The organism is Rhizobacter sp. P1_G5 (assembly GCF_056405435.1).
Window position 1 is genome coordinate 1 of the sequence record NZ_JBFUCB010000127.1, and the last position, 11,915, is coordinate 11,915.

Below are 11,915 nucleotides of genomic sequence, written 5' to 3' on the forward strand. Positions count from 1 at the left end.
CAGCGTCATCGACGGCCCGTTCGCCGGCGACAAGGGGCTGGTCGCCGGCTTCTGGATCTGGAAGCTGAACTCGCTCGACGAAGCGATCGCCTGGGTCAAGCGCTGCCCGAACCCGATGGGCGAGTCGTCGGAGATCGAGATCCGCCAGGTCTTCGAGGCCGAAGACTTCGGCGCCGAGTTCACGCCCGAGCTGCGCGAGCAGGAAGACCGGCTGCGTGCGCAGATCGAGTCGCAGCAGGTGAAACCCACCACAGCCGTCAACCCGGTGCCGCCCGCCACCGGCAGCACGCCCTACCTGGTGATCAAGAACGCGAAGGACGCGATCGCCTGGTACCAGAAGGTGTTCGGCGCGCAGGTGGTGATGCAGATGGACGCGCCGGACGCCAAGATCATGCACGCCGAGCTGAAGGTCGGCAGCGCGCAGTTCATGCTGACCGAGGAGCGGCCGGAGCACCAGGCGCTGAGCCCGCTGACGCTCGGTGGCTCGTCGACCTCGGCGCTGCTGTACGTGCCCGACACCGATGCGATCGTCAACCAGGCAGTGGCCTCGGGCGCACGAATCACGATGCCGGTGGCCGACCAGTTCTGGGGCGACCGCAGCGGGCACCTGATCGACCCGTTCGGCCACCAGTGGTTCATCTCGACGCACAAGGAAGACCTGACGCCGCAGCAGATGAACGAGCGCCTGCAGAAGATGTTCGGCTGATCTCGCAGCCCCTGGAATGCCCCGCCGGCACGCCAGGGGATCGTGTGCCTGATCCAATCGGGGCATGAAGATCGATTTCGTCTCCGACGTTTCCTGCCCGTGGTGCGCCATCGGGCTCAAGTCGCTCGAAGAGGGCATTGCCCGGCTCGGCGACACCGTGAAGGTGGACCTGCATTTCCAGCCCTTCGAACTGAACCCCGACATGGGGCCGCAGGGCCAGGACATCGGCGAGCACCTGATGCAGAAGTACGGCGCGAGCGCCGAGCAGCGCGCGCAGAGCGGCGAGGCGATCCGCGCGCGCGGCGCGGCGCTCGGCTTCACGTTCCGCATGGACCTGCGCGGGCGCATCTACAACACCTTCGATGCGCACCGGCTGCTGCACTGGGCCGGGCTCGAGGGCCGGCAGCTCGCGCTGAAGCATGCGCTGTTCAAGGCCTACTTCACCGATGGGCAGGACCCGAGCTCACGCGAGCTGCTGGTGAAGGTGGCCGGCGAGGTCGGGCTCGACGTGGCGCGCGCCCGCGAGGTGCTCGCGACGAACGAGTTCGCCGACGAGGTGCGCGCGCAGGAGGAGTTCTACCGCCAGCACGGCATCCAGGCCGTGCCGTCGGTGATCATCAACGACCGCCACCTGATCCAGGGCGGCCAGCCGCCCGAGGTGTTCGAGCGGGCGTTGCGCGAACTGCTCAGTGCTGCTTGAGCCACTGGCCGTTGACGTTCACCAGCGTGCACGGCCCGGTGTAGGGCTTGCGGTTGGCCTCGCAGGCCGACATGGCCTGGCGCGCTGCCTCGCGCGGTGAGCTCTGGCCGGAGCGCCAGCCGAAGGCGCCGCTGTCGGACGACGCGAAGGCCTTGTGGTTCGCCTGGGCCAGGTACTCGTCGGTGAAGGCCTTCAGCGCGTCCGGGCCGACGATCACGTCGGCGGCCTGGGCGGCGCGCGGGTCGAACTGCTCCGTCGCCGGAGCCTCGGCCTCGCGGGCGCGCTTGACATACGACCGGTACGACGAGAACGAGCCGAGCAGGATCAGCACCAGCAGCACACCCGTGATCACCGCGGCCACGGCGTTGCCGCGGCGCGGCTGTGGACCGTAGTCGTTGTCGCCCTCGGTGCCCGGCCAGAAGATCATCGCCAGGCTGAGCAAGCCGCCGAAGACGGGCACCGACAGCAGCAGCGACCACCAGCCGCTGCGGTTCATGTCGTGCAGCCGCAGCGCGCTGGCGCGCACCGACCAGATGACGAACGCGGCGAAGACCGGTATGAGCAGCAGCGCGAAGCCCACCGAGCGGAAGATCGGCAGGATGATCGCCGCGGCGATGGCAATCAACGCGACACCGAGCACGCTCAGCATGCCGGTGTTGAAGTAGGCGATGCGGCCGATGCGGCCTTCGAAGCTCAGGCTCAGGACCGGAGGCAAATCCTCGGTGGCTTCGTACCCCATGGCACCACCCGACTTCGGCGGCGCATAGCGGCCGCCGTTGCGGGCCGCCAGGCGCTCGGCGCGGGCCCGGTCGATCTCTTCCTGCTTGTTGGCGATCGCACGCGCGATGTCGGTGGAGCAGTTGCGGCAGAACGCGCGCTTGGGCTGGCGCTCGCCGCAGTTGGGGCAGATCACCTGCTCTTCGAGCGGTGCGAGCGGCGGGATGGTGGCGGCGAGCGGCGTCGGCGGCGGCGCGGCGACGGGTGCGGCGGTGGGGGCCTTCACGGCAGGGATCGGTGGCGTCGCCGGTGACGAGGTGGGCACCGGCTTGCCATCCGCCGTCTCGACCAGCACCTGCATGCCCATCTGGCGAAACTTCTGCACGTAGCGATCGGCATCGGCAAGCGCGATGGCGCGCTTGATCACCGTGCGGCCGCCGGCGAACACCTCTTCCAGCCGCTCGCCCTCGACGCGGTAGGCCTGCGCGAAGCTGCGCTTGACCTCGTCGAGGCTGAACCCGCTCAGCAGCTCGCCCGCGAACACCAGGCGCACCTGTGCACTGCCTTCCATCGAATCCCTCCGGGCCCCAGCCCTGCGCTGTTTGGGCGTGAGCATAGGGGCGCCCAGTGCCGGAGAGCCCCTGCAAGAGGCCATTCATCCTCAATATTGGGGGGATGCGTGTGATTTTTCGGATGGACTGAAACAGCCCTTGTGCTGTTCTTTTCACTTACAGCTTATATGCAGTAAATATATTCAACAGGCTACAATTTGTGAACCTGAAGTACGCTCGGAGCTTGCATGCCTGACTTCACTGTTCGCACCGCGGATCAACTGCCGACCCTGCTGCAGGCCTTCCGCAAGGAGGCCGGCCTGACGCAGAGTGAAGCCGCCCTGCGTCTTGGCGTCACCCAGCAGACCTACTCGGCCCTGGAGCGCAACGCCGAGAAAGTGGGCGCCGCCCGGCTGCTGAAACTGCTGGGCATCCTCGGTGTCGAGCTCGTGCTGAGCAAGCCCGCCGCCAGCCCCACGCCGCCGTCCTGGTGACGCATGGGACGCCGATCGCACACCCGCTCGCTCGGGCTCTGGATGAACGGGGTCTTCGTCGGCACCTGGAGCCAGGCGCCGAACGCGCCGGACACGCTGCAGTACGACCTCGGGTGGACGGCGTCGGCGCAAGGGCGGCCACTGTCGCTGTCGCTGCCGTTCACACCCGGCAACGGGCCGCATCGCGGGCCCAAGGTTCGGGCCTGGTTCGACAACCTGCTGCCGGACAGCCAGGACATCCGCGAACGGATGGCGCGCCGCTACGCGACCGGCACGACCGAGGTGTTCGACCTGCTGTCCGAGATCGGTCGCGACTGCGTGGGTGCCCTGGAGATCCTGTCCACGGGCCGGGCCCCGGCCGGCGCCTCGGCCGTGCAGGCACAGCCGTTGACCGAGGCCCAGGTGGCCGAGGTGCTGCGCGGCACCACGACGCCGCACACGCTGGGGCTGGTCGCCAACGACGACGACTTCCGCATCTCCATCGCGGGGGCGCAGGAGAAGACGGCGCTGCTCCATCACGACGGACAGTGGTGCCTGCCGCGGGGCGGCACGCCCACCACGCACATCTTCAAGCTGCCGCTGGGGCTGATCGGCGGCATGAAGCTCGACATGCGCGACTCGGTCGAGAACGAGTGGCTGTGCTCGCGGATCCTGCAAGCGTACGGGCTGCCGGTGGCGGCCTGCATGCCACTGCAGTTCGAGGACATGAAGGCGCTCGTGGTCGAGCGCTTCGACCGCGCGTGGTGGAGCGGCCCGGCCGGCGAGCGGCGGCTGATCCGCCTGCCGCAGGAGGACATGTGCCAGGCCAGCGGCGTGCCGCCCGGTGCCAGGTACGAAGCCGAGGGCGGCCCGGGCATGGACCGCATCCTGGACGTGCTCGCCGGTTCGATGGCGCGCGAGCAGGACCGCCGGACCTTCTTCCAGGCGCAGGTGCTGTTCTGGATGCTGTGCGCGACGGACGGCCACGCGAAGAACTTCAGCCTCTTCCTGCGGGCCGGCGGGCGCTACCAGCTGACGCCGCTCTATGACGTGCTGTCGGCGTACCCGGTGCTGGGCGCAGGACCATCAAGGATCTCGCCCTTCAAGGCCGGGATGGCGATGGCGGTGCGTTCGAAGAATGCGCACTGGAAGATGCAGGACATCCAGCGACGGCATTGGGAGGCGCTCGGTGCGCGCCATGGCGTCGTGACGGAGGATGGACGGCAGGCCGGGTTCGTCATCGATGCGCTGGTCGAGCAGACGCCGCGGGTCGTGGAGATCGTCAGTGCGGCGCTGCCCGTGGGCTTTCCGGCGCAGTTGGCTGAAACCATCCTCGGGGGGTTGCAGGATGCGGCGACCCGGCTTGCCGCGCGTAGCTGAGCCCAGCCCCTCGCGAAGGAATTTCGGAATTCACGGAATTTCTTGCTCGCCGAGCGGAAGATTGGCATAGTTTCGGAAATTCAGAAATAAATGTCCTGCGCACCAAGGAATCACCTGCATCCCTGGAGTTCCGAAATGCCTGCAAATCCAGACACCTCGCTTGCCCCACTCCCCATTGCGAATGCCGCCGATCTCGGCCCTGTGGTGCGAGCCCGTCGGCGCGAACAGTCACTCCGGATAGACGATGCGGCTTCACTGACTGGCGTCTCGGTCGACCTGCTTTCCCGGCTGGAGAACGGCAAAGGTTCGGTCCGCCTCGACAAGCTCCTGACGGTGTTGGACGGGTTGGGCCTGGCACTCGTGGTCGGCCCGAAGGACCACCCCTGGATGCAGTCGGTGGCGCGACCCGTCACTGCGCGTCCGGAACAGCCATGACGCCGCCGACCGCGTCATCGCATTCGCTCACCCTCTGGGCAGACGGCCAACAGGTCGCCACGCTGAGCCACGAGCCGCTGGATGACCGGTGGTCCCTCGACTACAGCCCCCTCTGGGTCAGCACCCAGCAGGCGTTCCCGCTGTCGCCCGCATTGCCGCTCGTGCGTCCCGCAGCCGGCTACGCCGTCGGTGCGGTGAAACGCTTCGTGGAGAACCTGCTGCCCGAAGGCCGCGCACTCGACATCATCGCGACGACCAGCCGCGTCTCCAGGTCCAACGTGTTCGCGCTGATCAACGCGCTCGGCGCCGAGACGACGGGGGCGTTCAGGTTCTGGCGCTCGGGGGAGGCCCCTCCTCCGTCTCTCGCCGCCACGCCACCGCGCGAAGTGACCCGTGACGAGCTGAACCAGCGGTTGAGCGAGCGCGAAGCGATTCCGCTGGCGGTATGGGATGGCAAGGTTCGCATGTCCATCGCGGGCGTGCAGGACAAGCTGATGGTCTGGCTCGACCGTCCGCTCGACGAGGGCGGTCGCATGTTCCTCGTCGAGCCCCCGCTCGCATCGACGCACATCCTCAAGCCCGAGCCGGACCGCAAGCTGACGCCCCATCTCGTGGTCAACGAGCACTTCTGCATGTCGCTCGCCAGGCGCATGGGCCTTCCCGCCGCTGCGGTCAGCATCTACCGGACGCCGAGACCGGTGCTGGTCGTCGATCGCTTCGATCGCAACGTGTCGAAGGCGAACGGGGAGACCGTCGTCCAGCGACTGCACGTCATCGACGCATGCCAGGCACATGACCTGCCGGTGACCTACAAGTACGAGCGCAATTTCGGAAGCGGCGAACACGTTCGCAACATCCGCGAGGGCGTCAGCTTCGGCGGGCTGTTCGAGCTCGTGGAGCAGACGGTCAACAAGGCCTCTGCGCGGCTGGTCCTGCTCAGGTGGGCGCTGTTCCAGTTCCTCATCGGCAACAGCGACGCACATGGCAAGAACTTCTCGTTCTTCGTTCGCCCGCAGGGCCTGGAGCCTGCGCCCTGGTATGACCTGGTCAGCGTGCTGCAGTACCCCGGCCTCGACCACGAGTTCGCGATGGCGTATGGCGATGCGTTCTCGCTCGACGAGGTCGGGGCGTTTCAGCTGGCCGATTTCGCGCAGCGCTGCGGCATTGACCGTCGTCTGCTGAAGCGGGAGGCCTTGCGGCTGGCAAAGCTGGCGATCGAGCAGGCGCCGTCACAGGCGAATGCAGCCGACTACCTGGAAGAAGAGCGGGGCTTTGCGGGACAGCTTCGCGACTTCGTCGTCGCGCAAGCCTCTCGACTGGCGACGCTGGCGAGCGCCGCGGTGAAGATGCGGGACGACGACCTGTGAGAAGCAAAAGAGAAACAAAAAAGCCCGGCCGTGAAGGACCGGGCTTTCGAATCTGGTGGCCAAGGGCGGAATCGAACCACCGACACGCGGATTTTCAATCCGCTGCTCTACCAACTGAGCTACTTGGCCGTGAGCCGATGAGTATAGCAGTTTGCCGGCAGGCTTCGATCAGATCCCGCCGCTGCGCTTGTTGCGCGTCAGGTCGACACCCAGCTGCTTGAGCTTGCGGTACAGGTGCGTGCGCTCCAGGCCGGTCTTCTCGGCCACGCGCGTCATGCTGCCGTTCTCCTTGGCCAGGTGGAACTCGAAGTAGCTCTTCTCGAAGGCATCGCGCGCCTCGCGCAGCGGCCGGTCGAGCTCGAAGCTCTGCTCCGATTGCGGGCCGATCGGCGGCAGCGGCATCGCCTGGCTCACCGGCAGGGCTTCGATGGGCATGCCGTACTCGATGCGCGGCAGCGGCAAGGGAGGTGGAGGCGGCGGTGGCGGCGGGGCCGCGCGGCTGTTCGGCTTGACCAGCGCCTGCTCCACCGCGCGCAGCAGCTTCTGCAGCGTGATCGGCTTCTCGAGGAAGGCCACCGCGCCGACCTTCGTCGCCTCGACCGCCGTGTCGATGGTGCCGTGGCCCGACATCATGATCACCGGCATCGTCAGCAGCGTGGTCGCACCCCACTCCTTCAGCAACGTGATGCCGTCGACATCGGGCATCCAGATGTCGAGCAACACGAGGTCCGGCCGCACCCGCTCGCGGCACGCGCGGGCCTGCGCCGCGTTCTCGGCCAGTTCGACCTGGTGGCCTTCGTCGGTCAGGATCTCCGACAGCAGGGCGCGAATGCCCAGTTCGTCATCTACAACAAGAATGGTGGCCATGAACCCTCAGTGCACCCGGCTGTCGGTGGCGGCCGCTTCAGCAGTGCCAACCGGTGCGAATTTTGAAAATGATAGCGAAACTTGGGCACCGATCACGACTTCTCCCTGCTCGGAAGCCTCGGTCAGGTTGGCCAGCCGGATGCGCGCCCCGTGTTCATCGGCGATTTTCTTGACGACGGCCAGGCCCAGGCCGGTCCCCTTGCTCTTCGTGGTGACGTACGGTTCGAACGCCCGCTTCAGCACCTTGTCGGCGAATCCCGGCCCATTGTCGATCACCTGCAGCCGCACGGCCCGCACCTCGCCCTGCTCGGTGCGCGCGAGTTCGGTGACCACGCGCACCTGCCCGTCGGGCCGCTCGGCCACCGCATCGATCGCGTTCTGCACCAGGTTGTGGATGACCTGCCGCAGCTGCGTCGTGTCACCGATGATCGCCGGCAGGTCGGCCGCGAGGACGGTTCGCAGCTGCCCCGATTCCTGCGCCGTCGCGTACAGCGTCAGCACCTCGGCCACCAGCGCGTTCAGGTCGAGCGGATGCGGCCGCGCCGCCGGCAAGCGCGCGTAGTCGCGGAACTCGTTGACCAGCGTCTTCATCGCCTGTACCTGGCTGACGATGGTGCCCACCGAGCGCACCAGCATCGCCTGGTCGAGGCCTTCGAGCTTCGACTCCAGCTTGTGCTGCAGCCGCTCGGCCGACAGCTGGATCGGCGTCAGCGGGTTCTTGATCTCGTGCGCCAGGCGCCGCGCCACCTCGCTCCAGGCCTCGGCGCGCTGGGCCGAGACCACGTCGCTGATGTCGTCGAACACCATCAGGCGGCCGTCGTGCGGCATCGCCGCGCCGCGCACCAGCAGCGTCACCTTGTCGCGATCGGGCGCGGTCTGCAGGTCGAACGCATCCTGCCAGTGGTCGCGCTCGCCGGCCTCGGGGCTGCTGCGGTGCAGGTCGAAGCGCTGCAGCACCGCCCGGCCGAAGTCCGCCAGCCCCGGCACCTCCTCCAGCGTGCGGCCGCGGTAGGCCGACAAGGGCAGCCGCAGGATGCGCGTCGCGCCCGGGTTGACGGTGTCGATGCGGCCGTCGCGGTCGAACACGATCACGCCGGCCGTCAGGTTGTCGAGGATGGTCTGCAGGTTGGTGCGCGCCGCCTCCAGCTGCGCGAGGCTGCGCTGCACCAGCGAGCGCGCGTCGGACAGCTGCTCGGTCATGTCGGCGAACGAGCGCGTCAGGCCGCTCAGCTCGTCGCGCGACGACACCACCTGCTTGCGCGTCAGGTCGCCGCGCGCCACCTGGCGCACGCCCTCGGCCAGCACCAGCAGCGGCCGCGCGAGCTGGTTGCCCAGCGTCACCGCCAGCAGCAGCGCGCCGAACACCGCGAGGATCAGCGTCAGCGTCAGCGTGCCGATGTACATGCGCCGCAGGCCGTCGCGCGCCAGCGAGCGCTGCTGGTACTCGCGGTAGGCCGCCTGCACCGCCAGCGCATTCGTCACCACCGAACTCGGCAGCAGCTGGGTGACGAGCAGGAAGCGGTCCTGCGCGTCGAGCGAGATGTTCGAGCTCGGCATGAAGGCCAGCGCCTTGATGCGCGCGGTGCCCGAGTTCGCCGCGGTGTCCTCGTCCAGCCCCTCCAGCTGGCTGATCACCCGCGAGTTGCGCGCCTGGCGCAGCTGCGCCTGCGTCGGCCGGTCGGGCGACAGGTTGCCGGCGGCGCTCGGGCCCACCGTCAGCAGCACCTGGCCGCTCGGTCCGAGCACCGTCACTTCCTGCGCCGACAGCTGCTCGCGCAGCCGCTCCAGCTGCAGCGGCTGCACCGTCGGCGTGCTGTCGGCGAGCCGCTCGGCAGCGAGCCGGGCCTTGTTCGCGAGGTCGTTGACCTGCGCCTCGAGCGTGCCGCGCCCGAGGTTCAGTCCGGCATCGAGCGCGCCCTCGACCTTCACGTCGAACCAGGTCTCGATGCTGCGCGAGACGAACTGGTACGACACCGTGTAGATCAGCAGCCCCGGCACCACACCCACCATCGCGAAGATGGCCGCGAGCCGCAGCAGCAGCCGGCTGCCGAACTTGCCGCGCCGCACCCGCAACAGCAGGCGTACCGACGCGATGCCGATCACCAGCATCAGCAGCGCGGCGACGATCAGGTTGACCCAGAACAGCCAGACGTAGTGCTTCTCGTACAGCCCGCGGCTGTTGGTGGCGATCGACAGCAGGAACACCAGCACCAGCCCCGCGCCGGTGACGGCGACCAGCGAGACGATCCATGCCCAGCGGGAGGCCTTGGTCAACTTAAACTCCCAACCCACACACACAAACCACCCTGATCCAGCGGACGCCGTGGAACCGGCTTTGCCGGGCCACTGGCGGCGCCCCCTTGAGGGGGAGGCGCGCAGCGCCTCGGGGGTGGGTCATCAAAAGCGTTTGAACCGCTCTACGCGCAGCGTCCAGTCGGCCTGGCCGCCGATGCCGATCTGCATCGGCCGCGGCAGCTGGCTGGTGTCCAGCCGGTAGCTGAACTCGATGTAATGGTGGCCCTCGTCATCGATCTGCGCCGCATCGGCCAGCCGCCAGCTCACGACGCGGCGCAACGAGGCCAGCGCATCGAACAGATTGTCGTAGCTCTGGTGCAGCCCGCCGAAGGTGACGCGGTATTTCCGCGTCAGCGGCTGGTAGGCCAGGCGCCAGGTGCGGGTCGACGACGTGATCAGCTTGTCGCGCCAGTACCAGCGGTCGCGGTAGACCTCGGCCTCGGCGACGAAATACACCGGCACGCCCTTCAGCAGCGCGTCCTCGACCGAGTGCGGCAGCTCGAACTGGGCCGAGAAGCCGAGCTGCAGGCCGTCTTCGTTGCGCACCAGCTCGAAGCTCTCGAGCTCGATCGGCTCGGCCCGCAGCGGCGCGTGCAGCGCCATCAGCAGCGCGATGGCGACCCACAGCAGCAGCCGCCCCCAGCCACTCGCGCCGGGGACACAACCGCCTTGCCTGGGAGGGAACCGGAGCGAGCGCAGCACGGATGCGTTCTAGGATTTGGTCAGCAGTGCGTAGAAGAAGCCGTCGGGCGATGCACCCGGATGGAGCGCGTGGCCTTCGCCTGGATTGTCAGCGAGCGGCAGCAGGTGGCCGGGTGAAGGCCGGTCGGAAGCCACGGACGCGCCGGTTTCGCGTTGCAAAAAAGCGTCGATCACCTGCCGCCCCTCGGCCTGGAACACCGAGCAGGTGCAATACAGCAGCCGGCCGCCCGGCTTCAGCAGCGGCCACAGGGCGTCCAGCAGCTCGCCCTGCAGCGTCGCCAGCGCCGGGATGTCGGTCGGCCGGCGCAGCCAGCGCACGTCCGGGTGGCGGCGCACGATGCCCGAGGCGCTGCAAGGGGCATCGAGCAGGATCGCGTCGAACGGCCGGCCCTGCGACCAGGCGGCAGTGTCGCGCGCGTCGCCGGCCACCAGCGTGGCCTGGCGGCCGATCCGGTCCAGCGCGTCGCGCACGCGGGCCAGCCGGCCCGGGTCGCTGTCGAGCGCGGTCACGTCCAGGTCGGCCAGCTCGAGCAGGTGGGCGGTCTTGCCGCCGGGGGCCGCGCAGGCATCGAGCACGCGCGCGCCGGCCGGCAGGCCCTCGCCGGGCAGCCCGACCAGCAGCGGGGCGGCGAGCTGCGCCGCCGCATCTTGAACCGAGACATCGCCGGCCGCGAAGCCGGGCAGCCGCTGCACCGCCGCCGGCTGCGCCAGCACGACCGCCTGCGGGCCGGCGACACGGCCTTCGAGCCCGGCCTCGGCGAGCCGGCGCACATAGCCCTCGGGCGTGCCGCGGCGCGCATTGACACGCAAGGTCATCGGCGGGCGGCTGTTGTTGGCCGCGAGCAGCGCCTGCCAGTGGTCCGGCCAGTCGGCCTGCAGCCGCTCGATCCACCAGCGCGGGTGGTTGTGGCGGGCGAGCGGATCGGCAAGCGCCGTCGCCACCTGGGCTGGTTGCTCGCGCAGGAAGCGGCGCAGCACCGCGTTGACGAACGAGGCGCTGGCGCGGGCCCGCTGCTTGGCGGCCTCCACGGCCTGGTTCACCAGCGTGTGCGGTGCGTAGCGGGCGCCGTCGCCGGCCGGCTCCGAGGGGGCGGGTTCGTCCGAGCCGGCGCCCGGCCACATCAGCGCCAGCACGCTGAGCAGCAGCGCGTCGACGAACGGCGGCGGCGCCTTGGGCACGAGCTGGCGGCGCAGCACCTCGGCGGCGCCGAGCTTGCGCATCACCTCGAACGCCAGCGCCTGCGTGCCGGGCCGGGCCTCCGCGGGGCAGCGGGCGAGCGCATCGTTGAGGGAGCGGCCGTCGCGCACGGCCTGCACGGCGGTGGCGACATGGACGAGAAGCTGGGACAGGGGCAGGGAAGTCACGGGCGAGAGTCTACGGGCGCGGATCTGCGGGCGCGGCAGGGCCCGGTTTGGCGCGGTTCCGGGGATCCCGTCACAATCGCCGACCTGCGGTCAGCACCGACCGCCACGCCCCGCGCCCACCAGAAAGACCGACATGCCGAAAGCGCCCCCTCGCAACGACGCCCGAAGCGAAGCCGAACTCGCCGCCCTGCCCGCGTCCGAGCGTATCCGCTACCGGCTGGTCGGCGCCGATTGCCGCTACCACGCCAACGACAACATCGCGGCCCACATCCGCGAAGGCGAGATCGACGAGCTGCGCGACGAGGTCGAGGCGAAGATGCAGGAGGTGCTGAAGGCGCTGGTGATCGACACCGACAG

The 11,915-nt window shown here is 68.9% G+C and carries 11 protein-coding genes, 1 tRNA gene and 1 pseudogene; 7 read left to right on the forward strand and 6 right to left on the reverse strand.

Features of this window, described 5'->3' with window-relative positions; genetic code table 11:
• On the forward strand, positions 1–706 hold a 706-nt coding region (locus AC1D12_RS11750), incomplete at its 5' end, for a VOC family protein (RefSeq protein ID WP_477840543.1).
• A gap of 64 nt (positions 707–770) precedes the next feature.
• A complete protein-coding gene (locus AC1D12_RS11755) occupies positions 771–1,406 on the forward strand; it encodes a DsbA family oxidoreductase (RefSeq protein ID WP_047501572.1) in 636 nt (211 codons plus the stop codon).
• Here AC1D12_RS11755 and AC1D12_RS11760 read toward each other — a convergent pair.
• Positions 1,393–2,694 carry a DUF805 domain-containing protein gene (locus AC1D12_RS11760; protein WP_477827963.1) on the reverse strand — a complete coding sequence of 434 codons (1,302 nt, stop codon included), beginning with the start codon at positions 2,692–2,694 and terminating at the stop codon, positions 1,393–1,395. The genes AC1D12_RS11755 and AC1D12_RS11760 overlap by 14 nt on opposite strands.
• A 228-nt stretch (positions 2,695–2,922) precedes the next feature.
• Between AC1D12_RS11760 and AC1D12_RS11765 the strand changes: the two genes are divergently transcribed.
• The 4 genes from AC1D12_RS11765 to AC1D12_RS11780 all read left to right on the forward strand — a co-directional run bounded on the left by AC1D12_RS11765 (position 2,923) and on the right by AC1D12_RS11780 (position 6,329).
• Positions 2,923–3,168, forward strand: coding sequence for a helix-turn-helix transcriptional regulator (locus tag AC1D12_RS11765; protein ID WP_047501568.1), 246 nt, complete (start codon positions 2,923–2,925; stop codon positions 3,166–3,168).
• Positions 3,169–3,171: 3 nt separating this feature from the next.
• Positions 3,172–4,527, forward strand: coding sequence for a type II toxin-antitoxin system HipA family toxin (locus AC1D12_RS11770; protein ID WP_477840545.1), 1,356 nt, complete (start codon positions 3,172–3,174; stop codon positions 4,525–4,527).
• A 135-nt stretch (positions 4,528–4,662) separates the two neighbouring features.
• Positions 4,663–4,962 (forward strand): helix-turn-helix domain-containing protein, encoded by a 300-nt coding sequence (locus AC1D12_RS11775; RefSeq protein WP_477828738.1) that lies wholly within the window; start codon positions 4,663–4,665, stop codon positions 4,960–4,962.
• On the forward strand, positions 4,959–6,329 hold the full coding sequence (locus tag AC1D12_RS11780) for a HipA domain-containing protein (protein WP_477840547.1): 1,371 nt from the start codon (positions 4,959–4,961) through the stop codon (positions 6,327–6,329). The genes AC1D12_RS11775 and AC1D12_RS11780 overlap by 4 nt, the downstream gene beginning before the upstream one ends.
• 53 nt (positions 6,330–6,382) lie before the next feature.
• On the opposite strand, the gene AC1D12_RS11785 is transcribed toward AC1D12_RS11780, so the two are convergent.
• The 5 genes from AC1D12_RS11785 to rsmB form a co-directional block, all read right to left on the reverse strand.
• Positions 6,383–6,458: transfer RNA gene (locus AC1D12_RS11785), tRNA-Phe, on the reverse strand.
• Between the two features lie 39 nt (positions 6,459–6,497).
• Positions 6,498–7,196 (reverse strand): response regulator, encoded by a 699-nt coding sequence (locus AC1D12_RS11790; RefSeq protein WP_047501559.1) that lies wholly within the window; start codon positions 7,194–7,196, stop codon positions 6,498–6,500.
• 6 nt (positions 7,197–7,202) lie between these two features.
• Entirely contained in the window at positions 7,203–9,470 is a 2,268-nt protein-coding gene (locus AC1D12_RS11795) for a sensor histidine kinase (protein ID WP_047501556.1), read from the reverse strand.
• Between the two features lie 123 nt (positions 9,471–9,593).
• Positions 9,594–10,193: a DUF4390 domain-containing protein gene (locus AC1D12_RS11800; RefSeq protein ID WP_465111437.1), complete on the reverse strand. Its 600-nt coding sequence runs from the start codon at positions 10,191–10,193 to the stop codon at positions 9,594–9,596.
• 9 nt (positions 10,194–10,202) lie between these two features.
• Entirely contained in the window at positions 10,203–11,558 is a 1,356-nt protein-coding gene (gene rsmB / locus AC1D12_RS11805; protein WP_477826728.1) for a 16S rRNA (cytosine(967)-C(5))-methyltransferase RsmB, read from the reverse strand.
• Positions 11,559–11,691: 133 nt separating this feature from the next.
• On the opposite strand from rsmB, the pseudogene AC1D12_RS11810 reads away from it, so the two are divergent.
• Positions 11,692–11,915, forward strand: a pseudogene (locus AC1D12_RS11810) (GTP cyclohydrolase I); the annotation flags it as partial.